Genomic DNA, 17,447 nt, shown 5'->3' on the forward strand with positions numbered 1-17,447 from the left:
TCAGGCCGACTTCAGCTTGAGCTTGCTGTAGAGATCCGGGTTCTCGGCGATGACTTGCTCCAAGAGCGTCCAGTCGATCGCGTCGCGGCCGGGCTTCTTCTTGATGTAGCCCATCTCGGCGACGGAATCGGTCCGGTCGAGGATGAACTGCGTCTGGTTGCGGGCGTCCACCACCGAGGGCTGCCGGCCCATGGCGAGCTGGGCGTTGCTCATCGAGGTCTTGTAGTAGGAGCCGACGAGCTTGTTCAGGGCGGCCTGGGGGTCGCCCTCGGCCAGGGCCTGAGCCTTCATCATGCCCTTGATCAGGGCTCTGACGGCGGCCGGGTTCTTGGCGATCAGCTCATTGCGCACGGCGAGCACGCAGTCGGTATAGCCCTTGCCGTAGATATCGGTGCCGTCGGAGAGCTTTACGGCGCCCTTCACGTCGGTCAGCAGCGCCGTGCCGTAGGGCTCGATCGTGGAGATGATGTCGAGGGCGCCGGCGCGGAACGCCTCCACGGCTTCCGGGGTGGACCCCATGTAGCGAACCGTGATGTCCTTGAAGGCGACGCCATTCTTCTTCAGCCAGTCGTAGGGCAGCACTTCGAGCGTATCGAGCTGGAAGGTGCCGAGCGTCTTGCCCTTCAGCTTCTCCGGGCTGTCGAGCCCGGGCTGGGCAACCAGCACGCAGCCCTCGATGCCGCCGCCGGCCACGATCTTCACCGGGGCGCCGGCATCGTAGAGGGCCATGAAGCTCGTATAGGGCATCACGCCGGCATCGACCTGGCCCATGCCGAGGAAGGTGACCTGATCCGAGAAGGTCGGCGTGTTCACGAAGTCGATGGTGAGACCATCGTCCTTGGCGAGTTGCATCGCCTCGGCCAGGAAGAAGTTCAGATTGCAGAAGCCGGTCCCGTGCGTCGCCCGGATACCGGAGGCCGCCGCGGCCCGGCCGACGAGGCCCGGCCCCGCCGCGAGGGTCAGCGCCGCGGCGGTGCCGCCCAGGAAGCGCCGGCGGCTGGTCTTGAGCCGCGATAAGTCGGGGACGCGATAATCGCCGTGACGGTCGCACATATCGGCTCTCCTCAGGAGGCGGATGTCGGAGTCTTTCAGGCGGTGCGTCGGCTCCCGGCCGGACGCGCGACGAGGTCAAGACAGGGGCAGAGTGGTCGCGGAGATCCGGTCACCCGGCACCTCACAATATCGACGGCACGCCAACCTGTAGTCGCCGCCTTGCGCGACGCTGCGCTGGCGGAATCCTCACAAGAAGCGTGCCATTCGCGCGCTGAACGTCTGCTGAGATGCGCCTCGGCAGGCCGAGATATCCCTGCACGCCGGTGACGGGGGCAGGATGCACCCGCCCTCGTGATGTCGAAGAGGTCGAGCCCCGTTTCCGACGGGGAAGAGGTCCGTATTCGATACGATAATTTTGACGTTCACATACGAAGACCGCCATTCGGGCGCGCAAGTGCCGCTAATATGCGCAAGGTCCCCGCCGGCCTGCAGCCTCTTTGACCTTCCCGATGACCGGACGTCGGCCGACAATCGGGCGCTCAATCCATGGGAGCTTCGGGATCGATGACGCATCTCACGCGGCGCAGCTTCGTCGGCACCGCGGCGCTGCTCGCGGCGCCGGCTCTCATCCGGCCGGCCTTCGCCGCCGACACGGTCAAGCTCGGCTGCCTGTTCTCGTCGTCCGGCACGATGGCCAATATCGAGGGCCGGCTGAACCATGTGGTCCGCATGGCCGCCGACGAGATCAACGGCCGCGGCGGCGTCAACGGCCGCCAGATCGAGGTGCTGACCTCCGATCCGGCCTCGGACTGGCCGCTCTACGCGCAGGTCGGACGGCAGATGCTGCAGCAGGAGAAGGTCGCGGCCCTGTTCGGCTGCTGGACCTCCGTGTCTCGGAAATCGGTGCTGCCCGTCGTCGAGCAGAATGACGGGTTGTTGTTCTACCCCCTCCATTTCGAGGGCGACGAAAATTCCAAGAACGTCGTCTACATGAACTCGCCGCCCGCGAGTTCCGTGCTGCCGGCAGTGGACTACCTGATGGGTCAGGACGGCGTCGGCGCGAAGCGGTTCTTCATGATCGGCTCGGACTACGTCTGGCCGCGCACGATCAACAAGCAGCTGAAGGGGTATTGGAACAGCAAGGGGATCCCAGACAGCGCGTGGCGCGAGGAATACGTGCCCTTCGGCTTTTCGAACTTCCAGACCCTCGTGAACCAAGTGCGCAGCTTCGCCAGCCAGCCCGGCGGTCAGGCGATCGTGGTGCTCACCGTCGTCGGCTCCTCGATCCCCGACTTCCTGCGCGAATTCGCCAACCAGGGCCTCAGCGCCACCGACGTGCCGATCCTCGGCCTCGACATGGTGGAGGCGGATCTCGAGGGGCTCGATACGGCCAAGCTCGTCGGCCACCTGAATTGCTGGGCCTATCTCCAGGCCGCCAAGGGCGAGCGGAACAAGAAGTTCCTTGGCGACTGGGCCGCCTACGTGAAAGCCAAGAATGTCCCGTTCAGCGCCGACACTGTGATCGATCCGATGGTCTCGGCCTACGACAGCGTCCATCTCTGGGCGCTGGCCGCCACCAAGGCGGGCTCCTTCGCGGTTCCAGAGGTGCGGAAAGCCTTCGCGGGCCTCAGCTTCGACGACCCGTCGGGCTACACGCTGACCATGACGGGGGAGAACAATTACGTCTCCCGCGGCGTCTTCATCGGCTCGGTCAACGAGAAGCGCGGCTTCGACGTCCTCTGGCAATCGCCGAACGCCCCGAAGCCGGTCCCGTTCAGCCCCTATGGCTGATCCGCTCCGCACGCTCCTGGCCCTCTGCTGTCTCGCGCTGCTGACGGTTCCGGCCTCCGCCGCGCCCCTCGACCGGGCGGCCTTCGCGGCGGATTTATGCGGTGACGGCGCCGCGCAGGTCCGCGGGGCCGAAGGTCTCGTCCAGGCCGGCGGCGATCTGGCGGCCGACGACCTCGCCTTCGCCGGTGGGCTCCTCGGCGCCCTGGCCGAGCGCCGGCTGGCCTGCCCGGCGGACGGCGCGCTCCTGCTCGACCGCCCGGGGGCGCCGGAGGGCCGCGACGCGCTCACCGGTGCGACGCGGCCGGCCGCGGAGGCGCGCGCGCCGGTCCTCGGCCTGCGCCAGCGCGCCGCAATCGAGACCGCGCGCGGCACCGTCGCGCTGCTGACCGGCCCGGATCCGGCCGCCCGCGGAGCCGGTCTGGCGGTGCTGGAGCGGCGCATCGCCACCGTCCCAGCGGCCGTGCTCGACCGGGCCCGCGACGCGGAGACGGATTCCGCGCTGAAGGGGACGACCGCCGGCCTCGCCCAGGCGGCCGCCCTGTCGTCGCCCGATCCGGCCCGGCGCCGGGCGGCGATCGCCGCCGTGGCCGCGAGCCCGTCCGGGGCCGCGCAGGCGCGCCTCGCGGCGCTCAAGAGCGATCCGGCCTACGCCGCCGATCCGGCCTTCCGGGCGGCCCTCGATGCCGGCCTCGCGCGGGTCTCCCGGGCGGTGGCGGTCGGCGACGGGCTCGCGGTCGTCTACAATGGCCTGAGCTTCGCCAGCATCCTGTTCATGGCGGCGGCCGGGCTCGCGATCATCTTCGGGCTGATGGGCGTGATCAACCTCGCCCAGGGCGAGTTCATCATGCTCGGCGCCTACGCCACCTACGGCGTGCAGGAGGCCTTCCGCCGCCTCGCCCCGGGCCTGCTCGACCTCTACCTCTTCGCCGCCATCCCGGTCGCCTTCGGAGCGGTCGCCCTGGTGGGGATCGTGGTCGAGGCGCTGATCCTGCGCCACCTCTACCGGCGGCCGCTGATGAGCCTGCTCGCCACCTGGGCGGTGAGCCTGTTCCTGGTGAACCTCGTCCGCGTGACGGTCGGCACCCAGAACCTGCAATTCGTCATGCCGGCCTATGTCAGCGGCGGCGTGCCGCTCTACGCCGATTTCGTCATGACCTGGAACCGGCTGTTCGCCATCGGCTTCGCGGCGGCGACCCTTGTGCTGACCCTGTTGATCCTGCGCCGCACCCCGCTCGGGCTCGACGTCCGCGCCGTGACCCAGAACCGCGACATGGCCGCCTGCCTCGGCCTGCCGACCCGCCGGGTCGACCGTCTCGCCTTCGGGCTCGGCTCGGGCCTGGCCGGGCTCGCCGGGGTGGCGCTCTGCCCGATCTACAGCGTCAATCCCGGGATGGGCTCGGGCTTCATCGTCGACAGCTTCATGGTCGTGGTGCTCGGCGGCGTCGGCAGCCTCATCGGGACGCTGGTGGCGGCTCTCGGGGTCGGCGGCGCCAACGTGCTGATCGAGCCGATCTCCGGCGCGGTCGCCGCCAAGGTGATCGTGCTCGTCGGCATCATCCTGTTCCTGCAGCGCCGGCCCGAGGGACTGTTCGCCGTGCGGCGGCGGCGATGAGCGGCGCCGTGCAGACCGCCCTCGCCGCCCCCGCCGGACCGGGACGCCGCGCCGTGCGCGATCCCCTAGTCGCCGGCCCCGTCGGGCTCTGCCTCGCGGCCGCGATCGGGCTCCTCGTGGCGTCACCCGCCCCGTATCTCGTCAACGCGGTGGGCCAGCTCGCCGCCTTCGCGATCCTCGCCGTGTCGCTGGATCTGGTCTGGGGCTATCTCGGGATCCTCAGCCTGGGGCACGGGCTGTTCTTCGCCATCGGCGGCTATGTCTGCGCCATGCACCTGCTGGCCCACGGCGTGGCCGTGACCGGTGTGCTGCCGGACTTCGTGCAGTTCATGGGCTGGAAGAGCCTGCCGGCCTACTGGGCCGGCCTCGACCACGCGGCCTACGCCTTCGTCCTCGCCCTGGCGCTCGCCGGCCTCGTCGCCTTCGTGTTCGGGCTGGCCTCGTTCCGCTCGCGAGTCAACGGCGTCTATTTCTCGATCATCAGCCAGGCGCTCGTCTACGTCGCGATGCTGCTGATGTACCGCAACGACACCGGGCTCGGCGGCAACAACGGCATGACCGGCTTCCCGCTGCTGTTCGGCTGGCCGATGGGCTCACCGGGCGTGGTGACCGGCCTCGCGGTCGCCGCCCTCCTGGCGCTGGCGGCTTTGCTCGTCGGCGCGCGGCTCCTCGTCGGGAGCGCCGTCGGGCGGCGGATGCTCGCCTGCCGCGACGACGAGACCCGCCTGCGCACGCTGGGCTACAGCACCACCCGGCTGAAGCTCGGGATCTGGTGCCTCTCGGCCATGATCGCGGCGCTCGCCGGCATCCTCTACGTGCCGCAGGTCGGCATCATCAACCCGCGGGTGCTGGCGCCCGACCTGTCGATCGAGATCGCCGTCTGGGTGGCGATCGGCGGCCTCGGCCGGCTCGGCGGGGCGGTGATCGGCGCGATCCTGGTCAACGGCCTGAAGTTCTGGCTCAGCGCCGCGATGCCGGAGGCGTGGCCGTTCATCCTGTCCGGGCTGGTGCTGCTCGTGGTGCTGGTCCTGCCGAACGGGCTCCTCGACCTTGTGGGCTGGGGCCTGCGCCCGACCTGGCTGCGGGGCGCCCGATGACCGCCCTCGTGGTCGACGCCCTCACCGTCGTCTTCGGCCGGTTCACGGCCCTCGATGCCGTGTCGCTCGCCGTCGATCCCGGCGAGGTCCGGGCCGTGATCGGCCCGAACGGCGCCGGCAAGACCACGCTGCTCGACGTGATCTCGGGCGTCACCAAACCGGTCTCCGGACGGGTGATGCTCGGCGACCACATCGACCTGACCAAGCGCTCCGAGGCCGAGATCGCGAAGGCCGGGGTGCGGCGGAAGTTCCAGAAGCCCAGCGTCTTCCCGGCGCTCACCGTGCGCGAGAACCTGGAGATCGGCTGCGGCCCCGCCCTCAGCCCGCGCGACCGCCCGGCGCGCATCGCCGCCGTGCTCAGCGAGATCGGCCTCGGCCCCCGCGCCGAGGTGCCGGCCGGCAGCCTCGCGCACGGCGAGAAGCAATGGCTGGAGATCGGCATGGTGCTCGCCGCCGAGCCGGCGCTGCTCCTTCTCGACGAGCCCGTCGCCGGGCTCTCCGACGCCGAGACCGCCCAGACCGCCGCGCTGATCCGGAGCCTTCGCCGGCCGGACCGGGCGATCCTGGTGATCGAGCACGACATGGACTTCGTCGAGGCCATCGCCGACCGGGTGACGGTGCTGCACGAGGGCCGCACGCTCTACGAGGGCAGCATGGCCGGCGCGCGGGCCGATGCCCGGGTGATCGAGGTATTCCTCGGCCGATGACGAACGCATCTCCGCCCGCCCGCCTCGCCGTCGAGGGACTCGACCAGCATTACGGCAGCGCGCAGGTGCTGCGCGGCATCGGTCTCGCCGTCGAGCCGGGGGCCTGCCTCGCCGTGCTCGGCCGCAACGGCGCCGGCAAGACCACGCTGCTGCGCTGCCTCACCGGCCTGATCCCGGAAAGCCGCGGCCGGATCGCCCTCGACGGGACCGAGCTGACGCGCCTGTCGCCCGACCGGCGCGCCCGCTCGGGCCTCGCCTACGTGCCGCAGGGGCGCGAGATCTTTCCCGATCTCACCGTCGCCGAGAACCTGCGGGTGGCGGCCCGGGCCCACGGGCTGGAGCGGACCGACGCGGTCGACGAGGCCGTCGCCCTGTTCCCGGCGCTTCGCGGCCTCTGGCACCGCCCGGGGGGCAACCTCTCGGGCGGCCAGCAGCAGCAGCTCGCCATCGCCCGGGCGCTCGCCACCCGGCCCCGCGCGCTCCTGCTCGACGAGCCGACCGAGGGCATCCAGCCCTCGATCGTCGCCGCCATCGAGACGGTGATCGCCGGGCTCAAAGGTCGGATCACCGTGCTGCTCGTGGAGCAATACCTCGATTTCGCCCTCCGGGTCGCCGATGCCGTGGTGGTGCTGTCCCGCGGCAGCGTCGTCGAGCGCGGCGATCCGAAGGCGTTGAACCCCGAAGCCCTCACCCGTCACATCGCCGTCTGACATCCGCACAGGAGCCGCCGTGCCGACCCATCACAAGATCCCCGCGACGCCCGAGACCATGGTGCTCGGCTATTTCGACGCCGCGCTGCCGCCCGTCCTCACCGTCGCGTCCGGCGACACCGTCACCCTGCATTCGCATCCGGCGGGCGGGCGCGAGTCCCTTCACCCCGATCCGGCCCGCGTTCCCGCCGACCTGCTCCACGCCCTCGACACCCTGGAGCGCGGTCCCGGCCCGCACTTCGTCACCGGCCCGGTCCACGTCGCGGGCGCCGAGCCCGGCGACATGCTGCAGGTCGATATCCTCGACCTGAAGTTCCGCCTCGACTGGGGCTTCGTGTCGATCCTGCCGCTCCTCGGCACCCTGCCGGACGAGTTCACCGAGTACGAGACCGTCCACGCCGACATCGACACGGCCAGCGGCCTCTGCCGCCTGCCCTGGGGGACCGAGCTGCCCCTCGACCCGTTCTTCGGCATTATGGGCACCGCCCCGCCCGCCGCCTGGGGCAGGGTCGGTACGCCGGTTCCCCGCGCCTTCGGCGGCAACATGGACAACAAAGAGATGCGCGTCGGCACGACGCTCTACCTGCCGGTGTTCAATCTTGGCGGCGGCTTCTATGCAGGCGACGGCCATGGCGTACAGGGCGACGGCGAGGTCTGCATCACCGCCCTGGAGACGGGACTCACCGGCACCTTCCGGCTCACCGTGCGCAAGGATCTCCCCGGCGCCTGGCCCTTCGCCGAGACCCCCACCGACCTGATGTCGATCGGCCTTCACGAAAGCCTCGACGAGGCGATGCGACAGGCGGTGCGCGAGATGGTGCGTCTGGTCTGCGCCCGGACCAGCCTCACCCGCAACCAAGCCTACATGCTGTGCTCGCTGGCCGGTAACCTGCGGATCACCCAGACAGTGGACGGCAACAAGGGCGTGCACATGCTCATGCCCAAGTCCGCCCTGGGCACGGCTCCCGCCAAGTCCGCCTGAAGCGGCGAGGATTCGGGAGATCAGTTCGCGCTTCGCCCGAAGGCGAAGCGGCCGACACAGGCGGCCGCGCCGCGATGGCGCGGTCCCTGGTGGGGGGCCGTGCGTTCGGTCACGGCCGTCCGGATCGGCTCTGCCCGCACCGGCTGCAGGAGCAGGGCGGCGCGGAGCCGCTGCACCTCTGCCCGGAGTCCGGCATTCTCCCGCTCGACCTGATCGAGCCGGGCCACACCCGCAGGCTTCAGCCCACCGAGCCGCCGTCGCCAGCGGTAGTAGGTGCCGAGCGAGACATGGGCGCTCGCGCAAATCTCGGCAACCGGTATGCCGCGCGCGGCCTCCGCGAGCAGGAACGCGATCTCCTCGTCCGTGTGCAGGGATCGGCGCATGCAGGATCTCCTGATTCACCGGCCTCGATCGAAGCCCAAGAGCGGGGCGAGCAAGAAGCGGACCGGCAGCGATACCATGTTTCCACCGCCCCCCGAGGCCGTTTGCCCAGGAGACCAGCAGGCATCGCCTTATCCAGCGTTGAACCGTGCTTCAGTTTCTGAGTGACCGTCCTTATTTCTTGAAGCTGGAAGCGCGACACGGATTGACTCGGCCGCGGATACCGTTGTCGCCCGGCGGCTCATCCGTCGCGGTGGAGCGGAACTCGATCCATTTTCGTCGAGGGGTAGATTGGCTTCCATGGCAATATTTGGCTGAATAAGAGCACCTCACAGAACTTCCGGTTCCCGGGAGCTCTCCCTTCGCACGCGACGGTGCGGCGGGAGTTTTGTGAGAGGCTCTAAGACAGCTGGCCATTCAAGTGTTCAAATCAGAGGGATCAGCCCTTCTTCGGCGCTTAACGGCTCCATCAGCGCCAGTCTTTGCGGTCGGCGCAAATCGATCACCGCAAAGACCCGCACGATTGGGTCTGATCTCGAGCCTCACAGGCCATGTCGAGCGACCGATGCACTCAAGAGAATTGATAATTTGGCGTCGATAGGCGCCGGAAACTACTGATTGCTCATGCGCCGAGCAAGATTTTCGCCGATCATCACACAGGTGAAATGTAGGTTGGCCCTGCAATCGCTGGGCATGATGGACGCGTCGCAGACCCGCAGACCGCCGATCTCGCGGACCTTCAGATCGGGATCGACGACGCCGGATGCGTCCTGCCATCCGCTCATGCGGCAGGTGCCGGCCGCGTGCTGGATGTCGCCCGCTTCCGCGAGCATCAGGTCGTCGAGTTCGGAAGCCGGGAGGCGCGCAGCTTCGCCCAGCGCGAGGGGGCTCTCGCCGAACCGGATCGCTGTCGCGAGGTCGGCCAGCGCCGGATGCGTCGTCAGGCGCGCCAGCCGCCGCACCGCATCGCGCAGCCGCAGGCGGTCGCGCGGATCGTCGAGCATGTTCTCCTCAATGACCGGATTGATCTCGGGATCGGCCGATGTGAGGTGCAGGGAACCGCGCGAGAACGCGTCGTACAGACCGACGCCGACGGCACCCTGCGGGGTCGGCTCCAGACCCGTCAGGCCGCGGTGATTGTAGGCCACGACGATCATGTCGCGCTCGCCGCCTCCCGCGAGACCGCTCGAATAGGTCACGCAGCAATTGGTATGGCGGGCATCCGGCCCGAGGGCTCGGTGGCCGGGCTTCAGATCCATCGTCGCCCTCAGGATCGGGTGATCCATGAAATTACCGCCGACCGCTTCGTGCGTATGAAGAACGGGGATGCCGAGGGCGCGAAGCGGCTCGCCGGGGCCGATGCCGGAGCGCATCAGGATCGCCGGGCTGTGGACGGCGCCGGCACAGAGGACGATCTCGCGGCCGCGGGTCTCGGTCCAGGCCTCCGTTCCGAACCGGACGCGGAGCCCGACGGCCTGGCGCCCCTCGAACAGGATGCGATCGACCAGCGCCTCGCATCGGATCTCGAGGTTCGGCCGGTTGCGGGCCGGTTCGAGATAGCCGTCGTTGGTGGTGACCCGGTGCCCGTCGCGGCTGTTGATCGGGTTGCACGACACGCCCTCGCCCTGCGGCGCGTTGAGATCCGCCTTCCAGTCATAGCCGTCCGCCAGTGCGGCCTCCCGCAGCCCGCGGTCGACGGCGCCCCACGCGTCCAGCGGGGCGCGATAGACGGGCAGCGGACCACCGCGACGGGCCCCTGCCTCGGTGGCGAATTCGGCGTCGTCCTCGATCCGGTCGAAGAGCGGCATCACGTCCCCGGCCGACCAGCCCGTGCAGCCCTGCGCCGCCCAGGCATCGAAGGCGGCCGGGACACCGCGGATCGCAATTTGCGCGTTCACCGTCGAACTGCCGCCGAGCGCGCGACCGCGCCAGTAGAAGCGGGGCTCCTGGGCGCGGGTTCGTCGGCTCATCAGCCCCGGCCACTGCCAATCCGCCTGGTGGATCGGGTCGTACATGAACGGAACGATGTTGGCCGAGCGAAGCGCCGGCGGGGCCTCTGCGGACCGCCAGTCGCGGCCCGCCTCCAGCAGGAGCACCCGGCGGCCGGGATCCTCCGACAGGCGCGCGGCCAGAGCGGCACCGGCAGAGCCGGCGCCGACGACGATGACATCGTACATGGCAGCGCTCATGGCTTCTCGACGTTCCAGAAGAGCGGAATGGCGGACGGGATCAGCCCGGTCAGGGAGGTCCGGTAGGCTGCTGGCTGGGCGAACTGGCCGAAGGGTACGACCAGGCCTTCGCCGTAGACGATGGACTGGATCTCGCCGGCGATGTCACGCCGCTTGTCCGGATCCGGCTCGCGGGCGAACCGATCGAACAGCCCGACCATGCGCGTGTCGCACATGAACCCGGAACTCGCCGCGTCCTTGCAGGTGAAGTTGATCGCCGAGTTCGTCAGCGGCGAGCTGAGATCGAGGCCGAGGGCGTGAATGCCGAAGACGCTCCAGCCGGTCTTCTTGGTGCGACGGGCGAGCAGGGCCGCCCAATCCATGACCTGGAGATCGACAGTGAAGCCGGCCTGCTTCAGCCGGTCGGCCAGGATCGTCGAGGAGACGCGCGCCGCCTCGAGGTCGTTGGCCGCCATCACGATCACCGGCTCACCCTTGTAGGCGGTCGCCTTCAGGGCGGCCCGCGCCGCTGCCACGGACGGATCGCGCAGGAGCTCGGCCCCGACATGCGTCTCGTAGGGCGAGCCGCAGATGAAGAAGGCGTCGCAGGTCTGCGAGAAGCGCGGGTCGAGGCCGAACCCGTCCAGGACTTCGCGCTGATCCACGAGGCGGAGCAGCACGCGCCGGATCGCCGGGTCGTCGAAGGGCTTGGCCGCCATATTGATCCTGTAATGCCCCGTGAACCGGTGCGGGCCGGTGAAGTTCATCACCGCCAGATTCTTGTTGCGCTCGATCTGCTCGATCAGATCGAAGGGCGCGTACTGCATGAGATCGATCTCGCCGGCGCCGAGGGCCCCGACGGCGGTCGCACCGTCCGGGATGACGCGGATGTCGAGGGCATCGACTTTCACGACCTTGCCGCCGGCGAGGAAGTCGGCCGGTTCGGGACGCGGCCTGTAACCGGGATACTTGCGCAACAGCATGTGGTCGCCAGTGATGTGCGCGGCGCGGTCATAGACGAAGGGACCGGATCCCATGACCTCCGTGAGCTGCGTCGTGGGCGGCGTCGCGGCGAGCCGGGCCGGCATGATGAAGGGCGTCGGGCTCGACGTGGTGCCGAGGGTGTCGAGCACGAGGCCGTAGGGCTCCCGTAGTGTCAGCACGAAGGTCCTATCGTCCACGGCGTCCAGGGCGGCCGCCACGTCCATAAGCCGGCCGCCGAGCGCGCTGCGGGCCGCCCAACGCTTCAGCGAGACGACGCAGTCGGTGGCCCGGACGGGCGTACCGTCATGGAAACGCAAGCCGTCGCGCAGGGTGAAGCGCCAGATCAGACGATCGTCCGACACCGACCACGTGTCGACCATCTGCGGCTTGAACAGGCCCTTCGCGTCCGGCGCGAACAGCGTGTCGTAGACCATGAAGCCGAAGGTCCGCGTGATGTAGGCCGTGGTGAAATACGGATCGAGGGTAACGATCTCGGCTTCAAGCACGGCCCGCACCGTCGTTTCCGCCCGGGCCGATGCAGGCGCCAGAGGTGCCAGGAACGCCGCCGCGGCTGCAAGCAGCCCGGGAAGCCAGGATCGTCTCATGTGCTTTCGCCCTCTGTCCGGGCCGGATAGGCAAGCTCAATACCAGGACGATACCACTCTCCGCTTCAGCGATCGTCCCGGCGTCGGTTGCGGCCCTGGGTCAGGCCACAGCAGGAGGCAGCGGCGCGGCGGCACGGGCCGGGCGCGGTGCGTTTCTCGACGGCGGTGCACGGACATCTTCACCTTGTCCGTGTCGGCCGCATCGTCTCAACGCCCATAAGTGGCCTGTTCGATGCATTGGGCTGGAACGGCCCCGGCCTGCCGTGGGGATTGCAGGACCGTCCGCGCGGGCGGTCCGAGGCGCTTGAAAAGGTCCCGGATGAATCGTCGCGATTTCGCCAAGCTGGTGCTCGCCGCAGGGACGGCGGGGCCGATCCCCTTCGGAATCACGCGCGCTGCAGGCCAGACCCGGGGCGGCGTCCTCAACACCGTGATCCAGCCCGAGCCACCGATCCTGGTTTCGGCGCTCAATCAGCAGGCGCCAACGCTCACGGTATGCGGCAAAATCTACGAGAGTCTGCTGACCTACGATTTCGACCTGACGCCCAAGCCCGGCATGGCCCAGAGCTGGGAACGCAGCCCTGACGGCCTGACCTACACCTTCAAGCTGTTTCCCGGCATCACCTTCCACGACGGCTCGCCGATGACTTCGGAGGACGTGGTGTTCTCGGTCACGAAGGCGCTGATGGAAGCCCATGCCCGGGCGCGCGGCACGTTCTCACGCTTGGCCTCGGCCGAAGCGCCGGACCCGCTCACCGTGGTGTTCAAGCTGAAGGAGCCGTTCGCACCGTTCCTGCACGCCTTCGATGCGACGACCGCGCCGATCATCTCCAAGGCGCTCTACGAGAACACCGACCTGCGGCAGAACCCGAACAACGCCCGGGCGATCGGCACGGGCCCGTTCAAGCTCAAGGAGTGGGTGAAGGGCTCCCACATCCATCTCGTGCGCCACGAGGGCTACTACCGGAAGGGCGAGCCCTATCTCGACGAGATCTACTACCGGGTGATCCCGGACGCCGCCTCGCGGGCGGTCGCCCTGGAGAGCGGCACGATCCAGCTGACCCAGTGGAACGACGTCGAGGCCTTCGACATGCCGCGCCTCAAGGCGCTGCCGAACCTCGACATGACCACGAAGGGCTACGAATTCTACGCGCCCCATCTCTGGCTGGAGATGAACACGCGCATCGCGCCGATGAACGACAAGCGCTTCCGCCAGGCGGTGCTGCACGCCATCGACCGCGAGGCCCTGCGCAAGCGCGTCTTCTTCGGACTCGGCAAGGTCGCCACCGGCCCGGTCTCGTCGAAGACCCGGTTCTACGAGCCGAACGTGCCAAAATACGAGTACGCCCCCGCCAAGGCGGTGGCGCTCCTCGACGCGATGGGGCTGAAGCCCGCCGCCGACGGCAAGCGGGTGAGCCTCAAGTACCTCGTGCCGCCCTACGGCGAGATGTGGCAGCGGGTGGCAGAATACGTGCGCCAGTCCCTCGGCAAAGTCGGGATCGACATCGTGCTGGAGGGCATCGACGTCGGCGGCTGGGCGGCGCGCTGCGGCAACTGGGAATTCGAGATGTCCGCGCCCTGGACCTACCAGTACGGCGATCCGGCGCTCGGCGTGGCACGCTCCTACATTTCCTCGAACATCCGCAAGGGCATCCTGTTCTCGAACACCTCCGGATACAGCAACCCGGAGGTCGACCGGCTGTTCGAGGCGGCGGCCGTGGCGCAGGACGACGCCACCCGGCAGAATCTCTACAGCCGGGTCCAGAAGATCCTGGTCGAGGACGCAGCGGTGGCCTGGCTCATGGAACTCGACTTCCCGACCTTCACCGACAAGCGCATCAAGGATCTCGTCGTCACCGGCAGCGGCGTGAACGACACCTTCGCCCGGGCCTACCGCGCATGAGGATGCTGGCCGGACTGGCCGCCTGGATCGCGCGGACGCTGGCGGTGATCCTGGTCATCGCCAGCGTGAATTTCGCCCTCGTCCACGCGGCGCCCGGGGATCCCGCGCAGGTCATCGCCGGCCAGTCCGGCGCCTCGGACGAGACGCTCCTCCGACAGCTTCGGGCCGAGTACGGCCTCGACAAACCCTACCCGGTGCAGCTCGCGACCTATCTGGGCCGGGTCCTGCGGCTCGATCTCGGCTATTCCTACCGGCAGCAGCGGCCGGTCCTCGGCCTGGTCCTGGAGCGCCTGCCCGCGACCCTGCTCCTCACCGGCACGGCCTTCGCCCTGGCACTCGGATCCGGGATCCTGCTCGGCACCCTGTCGGGCGTGCGGGCGGGCCGCTGGTCCGACACGCTGATCGGCCTCGTTTCGCTCGTGCTCTACGCCATGCCGGTCTTCTGGCTCGGCCTGATGTTGGTACTGGTCTTCTCGGTCCAGCTCGAATGGCTGCCGGCCTTCGGCTACCGCAGCGTCGGCGCAACCCTCTCGCCGCTCGGGCAGGTCGGCGACGTGCTCGCGCATCTGATCCTGCCCGTCCTGTCGCTCGCCGCCGTCTATCTCGCAGTCTATGCCCGGCTGATGCGGACCTCGATCGTCGAGGTGGCCGCCCAGGACTTCGTGAAGACCGCCCGGGCCAAGGGGCTCACCCGCGGACGCGTGATCCGCGACCACATGATCCGCAACGCGATTCTGCCGGTGGTGACGGTAGCCGGCATGCAGGCCGGCGCACTGGTCGGCGGCTCGGTGGTGGTCGAGACCGTCTTCGCCTGGCCGGGCCTCGGCCGGCTGGTGTTCGAGGCCCTCAGCCAACGCGACTACCCGGTCCTGCTCGGGATCTTCCTCGTCATGTCCGTGCTCGTGATCCTCATCAACATGCTGACCGACCTGCTCTCGCGGCTGATCGATCCGCGGATCGCCGCCCCCGCGAAGGCCGCGTGATGGGATTCGTTCGGGCGTTCCTGCGCAATCCCGGCGGGATGATCGGCCTCGTGCTCCTCGTGGGGGTGGTCGCGGTGGCGATTTTCGCGCCGCTCCTCGTCCCGGTCGATCCCTGGGAGATGGTCGGCGCCCCGTTCGAGCCGCCGCTGAGCCCGGACCTGCCCCTGGGCTCCGACACGATGGGCCGGGACATCGCCGCCGGCCTCGCCCACGGTGCCCGGGTCTCGCTGGCGATCGGCCTCGCCTCGACGTTGGCAGCCGTGCTGGTCGGCGTGGTGATCGGGGCGACGGCGGGGTGGTGCGGCGGCCTCGTCGAAACCGCGCTGATGCGGATCGCCGAGCTGTTCCAGACGATTCCCGGCTTCATCCTGGCCGTCCTGCTGGTCGCGACCCTCGGGCCGTCGCTCGCCCACGAGATCCTGGCCATCGCGGTGATCAGCTGGCCGCCGCTGGCGCGCCTGACCCGCGCCGAGTTCCTCCGGCTGAAGGGCCGGGACTTCGTGCGGGCCGCCGCCTGCCAGGGCGAGCGCCCCGCGGCCCTGATCCTGCGCCACATCCTGCCGAATGCCCTGGCGCCGATCATCGTCACCGGCTCGCTCACCGTGGCCACCGCGATCCTGATCGAGAGCGCCTTGAGCTTCCTCGGGCTCGGCGATCCGAACCTGATGTCCTGGGGCTACATGGTCGGCGCCGCCCGTACGGTCATCCGGCAGGCTTGGTGGACGAGCGTTTTTCCCGGCGCCGCAATTCTCATCACGGTGCTCGCCATCAATCTCGTCGGCGAGGCGTTGAACGACGCGCTCAACCCGCGGCTCGCCCGGGGGAGAGGCGCATGATTGAACCGGTCCTGAGGATTACAAACCTCTCCGTCGGCCTGCCGCGGGGCGCCGACCGAGCCCAGGCGGTGAGCGACGTCTCGATCGCAGTGGGGGCCAACGAGATCGTCTGCCTCGTGGGCGAGTCTGGGTCCGGCAAGTCGATGATCGCCCACACGATCCTGGGCCTGCTGCCGCCGGGCGTGACCGTGACCGGCGGCGCGGTCACGCTGCGCGGGCGCGACATCGCCACCGCGTCCGAGGCGGAGATGCGCTCTGTCCGCGGCCGCGACGCCGCGATGATCTTCCAGGAGCCGCTCAGCGCCCTGAACCCGCTGAAGCGGATCGGCGAGCAGATCGCCGAGGCGGTCCGGGCCCATGCCCCCGCGACGCCCCGCGCCGCAATCCGGGCGCAGGTGGACGCCTTGATCGCGGCCGTCGGCCTGCCCGACCCGGAACGGATCCGCGCCAGCTTCCCGTTCGCGCTGTCGGGCGGGCAGCGCCAGCGGGTGATGATCGCCATCGCCATGGCCAACAACCCGGCCCTGCTGGTGGCCGATGAGCCGACCACCGCTCTCGACGTGACCACGCAGGCCCAGATCCTCGCGCTGATCCGCCGGCTCCAGAGCGAGCGGCAGATGGGCGTCCTGCTGATCACGCACGATTTCGGTGTGGTCGCCGAGATGGCCGATCGGGTCGTGGTGATGCGCGACGGTCGGGTCGTCGAGCAGGGCAGCGCCGAGGCGGTCCTGACCGCGCCGCGCGACCCCTACACCCGGGCGCTCATCGCCGCGGTGCCCCATGCCCGGGGGCGCGCCTCCCCCAAAATGCGGGCGACGCCGCCGCTGCTCGAGATCGAGGCGCTCTCCAAGACCTTCACCACGCGGCAAGGATGGTTCCGTCCGGCCCGGCGCGTGGTCGCGGCGGACGCGATCTCGCTGACGCTGTCGGCCGGTGAGACCGTGGCGGTGGTGGGCGAGTCCGGCTCGGGCAAGTCGACCCTCGGGCAGATGATCCTGCGTCTGGCGGAGCCGGATTCGGGCCGGATCCGCTTCGAGGGCCGGGATCTCCTGGCCCTGCGGGGCGAGGCCCTGCGGGTGGCGCGCCGTCGCATCCAGATCGTGTTCCAGGACCCGTTCGCGGCGCTGAACCCGCGCCAGAGGGTCGGCGAGGCGATCGCCCGCGGCCCGATGGCGTACGGCGTGCCGAAGGCCGAGGCCGTCGCCGAGGCGCATGCGCTGCTCGACCGGGTCGGCTTGAAGGCCGGCGCGGCCGAGCGCTTCCCGCACGAATTCTCCGGCGGCCAGCGCCAGCGCATCTGCATCGCCCGGGCGCTGGCGCTCAAGCCGCGCATCCTCGTGGCCGACGAGGCGGTCTCGGCGCTCGACGTCTCCGTCCAGGCCCGCGTGCTCGACCTTCTGGCGGAGCTTCGCGCCGAGTACAACCTCGCGATGCTGTTCATCACGCATGACCTGCGCATCGCCGCGCGGATCGCCGACCGGGTCGCGGTGATGCAGCAGGGCCGGATCGTCGAGACGGGACCGGCCGCGGCCCTCTTCGCCGCGCCCGAGCACCCCTACACGCGCGGCCTCATGGCGGCGATGCCCGGTCGCCGCCTGTTCGGCGGCCTCGACGCGCCGGCGCCCGAGGCGCTGACCGCCTGAGAGTGGCCGCGGCCCCGGCATGGATAATGCACCTGACGTGTGTTTTCGCGGC

14 protein-coding genes are annotated in these 17,447 nt (G+C 69.5%); 10 read left to right on the top strand and 4 right to left on the bottom strand.

Annotation, left to right across the window (positions count from 1 at the left end; genetic code table 11):
* A complete protein-coding gene (locus tag WYO_RS01865; RefSeq protein ID WP_007558351.1) occupies positions 1-1,053 on the bottom strand; it encodes an ABC transporter substrate-binding protein in 1,053 nt (350 codons plus the stop codon).
* Positions 1,054-1,557: 504 nt separating this feature from the next.
* On the opposite strand from WYO_RS01865, the gene WYO_RS01870 reads away from it, so the two are divergent.
* Genes WYO_RS01870 through WYO_RS01895 form a run of 6 tightly spaced genes read left to right on the top strand, consistent with a single transcriptional unit; the run spans position 1,558 to position 7,892 of the window.
* Positions 1,558-2,784 (top strand): transporter substrate-binding protein, encoded by a 1,227-nt coding sequence (locus tag WYO_RS01870; protein ID WP_007558353.1) that lies wholly within the window; start codon positions 1,558-1,560, stop codon positions 2,782-2,784.
* Positions 2,777-4,396, top strand: a complete 1,620-nt coding sequence (gene urtB / locus WYO_RS01875; RefSeq protein ID WP_007558354.1) for an urea ABC transporter permease subunit UrtB — start codon at positions 2,777-2,779, stop codon at positions 4,394-4,396. The genes WYO_RS01870 and urtB overlap by 8 nt, the downstream gene beginning before the upstream one ends.
* Positions 4,393-5,493, top strand: coding sequence for an urea ABC transporter permease subunit UrtC (gene urtC, locus WYO_RS01880; RefSeq protein WP_007558356.1), 1,101 nt, complete (start codon positions 4,393-4,395; stop codon positions 5,491-5,493). The genes urtB and urtC overlap by 4 nt, the downstream gene beginning before the upstream one ends.
* Entirely contained in the window at positions 5,490-6,200 is a 711-nt protein-coding gene (locus WYO_RS01885; RefSeq protein WP_007558358.1) for an ATP-binding cassette domain-containing protein, read from the top strand. Before urtC ends, WYO_RS01885 begins: the two co-directional genes overlap by 4 nt.
* Positions 6,197-6,910 (top strand): urea ABC transporter ATP-binding subunit UrtE, encoded by a 714-nt coding sequence (gene urtE, locus WYO_RS01890; RefSeq protein WP_007558360.1) that lies wholly within the window; start codon positions 6,197-6,199, stop codon positions 6,908-6,910. Before WYO_RS01885 ends, urtE begins: the two co-directional genes overlap by 4 nt.
* Positions 6,911-6,929: 19 nt before the next feature.
* Positions 6,930-7,892, top strand: coding sequence for an acetamidase/formamidase family protein (locus tag WYO_RS01895; RefSeq protein WP_007558363.1), 963 nt, complete (start codon positions 6,930-6,932; stop codon positions 7,890-7,892).
* Between the two features lie 20 nt (positions 7,893-7,912).
* Here the strand turns inward: WYO_RS01895 and WYO_RS01900 are convergent, their stop codons facing one another.
* The 3 genes from WYO_RS01900 to WYO_RS01910 all read right to left on the bottom strand — a co-directional run bounded on the left by WYO_RS01900 (position 7,913) and on the right by WYO_RS01910 (position 12,030).
* The gene (locus WYO_RS01900) at positions 7,913-8,275 is read right to left on the bottom strand and encodes a transposase (RefSeq protein WP_007558365.1); all 363 of its coding nucleotides are present in this window, start codon (positions 8,273-8,275) and stop codon (positions 7,913-7,915) included.
* A 609-nt stretch (positions 8,276-8,884) separates the two neighbouring features.
* Entirely contained in the window at positions 8,885-10,450 is a 1,566-nt protein-coding gene (locus WYO_RS01905) for a GMC family oxidoreductase (RefSeq protein ID WP_039901952.1), read from the bottom strand.
* 8 nt (positions 10,451-10,458) lie between these two features.
* Positions 10,459-12,030, bottom strand: a complete 1,572-nt coding sequence (locus WYO_RS01910) for an ABC transporter substrate-binding protein (protein ID WP_007558369.1) — start codon at positions 12,028-12,030, stop codon at positions 10,459-10,461.
* A gap of 319 nt (positions 12,031-12,349) precedes the next feature.
* Here WYO_RS01910 and WYO_RS01915 point away from each other — a divergent pair, with 319 nt between their 5' ends.
* From WYO_RS01915 to WYO_RS01930, 4 genes are read left to right on the top strand one after another with little or no spacing between them, the layout of a single operon-like run.
* The gene (locus WYO_RS01915) at positions 12,350-13,933 is read left to right on the top strand and encodes an ABC transporter substrate-binding protein (protein ID WP_007558371.1); all 1,584 of its coding nucleotides are present in this window, start codon (positions 12,350-12,352) and stop codon (positions 13,931-13,933) included.
* A gap of 2 nt (positions 13,934-13,935) precedes the next feature.
* Complete coding sequence (locus WYO_RS01920; protein ID WP_202948046.1) at positions 13,936-14,916, top strand: ABC transporter permease; 981 nt, start codon at positions 13,936-13,938, stop codon at positions 14,914-14,916.
* Positions 14,916-15,752, top strand: a complete 837-nt coding sequence (locus WYO_RS01925; protein ID WP_007558374.1) for an ABC transporter permease — start codon at positions 14,916-14,918, stop codon at positions 15,750-15,752. Before WYO_RS01920 ends, WYO_RS01925 begins: the two co-directional genes overlap by 1 nt.
* Complete coding sequence (locus tag WYO_RS01930; RefSeq protein ID WP_007558376.1) at positions 15,749-17,395, top strand: ABC transporter ATP-binding protein; 1,647 nt, start codon at positions 15,749-15,751, stop codon at positions 17,393-17,395. The genes WYO_RS01925 and WYO_RS01930 overlap by 4 nt, the downstream gene beginning before the upstream one ends.
* Positions 17,396-17,447: the final 52 nt, after the last annotated feature.

The sequence above is a fragment of the Methylobacterium sp. GXF4 genome (assembly GCF_000272495.1).
Lineage (GTDB): Bacteria > Pseudomonadota > Alphaproteobacteria > Rhizobiales > Beijerinckiaceae > Methylobacterium > Methylobacterium brachiatum.

Coding starts and splice junctions, on each gene's coding strand:
- WYO_RS01905 (WP_039901952.1), bottom strand. CDS start 10,450: ATGTACGATGTCATCGTCGTCGGCGCCGGCTCTGCCGGTGCCGCTCTG.
- WYO_RS01900 (WP_007558365.1), bottom strand. CDS start 8,275: ATGCGCCGATCCCTGCACACGGACGAGGAGATCGCGTTCCTGCTCGCG.
- urtC (WP_007558356.1), top strand. CDS start 4,393: ATGAGCGGCGCCGTGCAGACCGCCCTCGCCGCCCCCGCCGGACCGGGA.
- urtE (WP_007558360.1), top strand. CDS start 6,197: ATGACGAACGCATCTCCGCCCGCCCGCCTCGCCGTCGAGGGACTCGAC.
- WYO_RS01925 (WP_007558374.1), top strand. CDS start 14,916: ATGGGATTCGTTCGGGCGTTCCTGCGCAATCCCGGCGGGATGATCGGC.
- WYO_RS01920 (WP_202948046.1), top strand. CDS start 13,936: ATGCTGGCCGGACTGGCCGCCTGGATCGCGCGGACGCTGGCGGTGATC.
- WYO_RS01865 (WP_007558351.1), bottom strand. CDS start 1,053: ATGTGCGACCGTCACGGCGATTATCGCGTCCCCGACTTATCGCGGCTC.
- WYO_RS01870 (WP_007558353.1), top strand. CDS start 1,558: ATGACGCATCTCACGCGGCGCAGCTTCGTCGGCACCGCGGCGCTGCTC.
- WYO_RS01885 (WP_007558358.1), top strand. CDS start 5,490: ATGACCGCCCTCGTGGTCGACGCCCTCACCGTCGTCTTCGGCCGGTTC.
- WYO_RS01915 (WP_007558371.1), top strand. CDS start 12,350: ATGAATCGTCGCGATTTCGCCAAGCTGGTGCTCGCCGCAGGGACGGCG.
- WYO_RS01910 (WP_007558369.1), bottom strand. CDS start 12,030: ATGAGACGATCCTGGCTTCCCGGGCTGCTTGCAGCCGCGGCGGCGTTC.
- urtB (WP_007558354.1), top strand. CDS start 2,777: ATGGCTGATCCGCTCCGCACGCTCCTGGCCCTCTGCTGTCTCGCGCTG.
- WYO_RS01930 (WP_007558376.1), top strand. CDS start 15,749: ATGATTGAACCGGTCCTGAGGATTACAAACCTCTCCGTCGGCCTGCCG.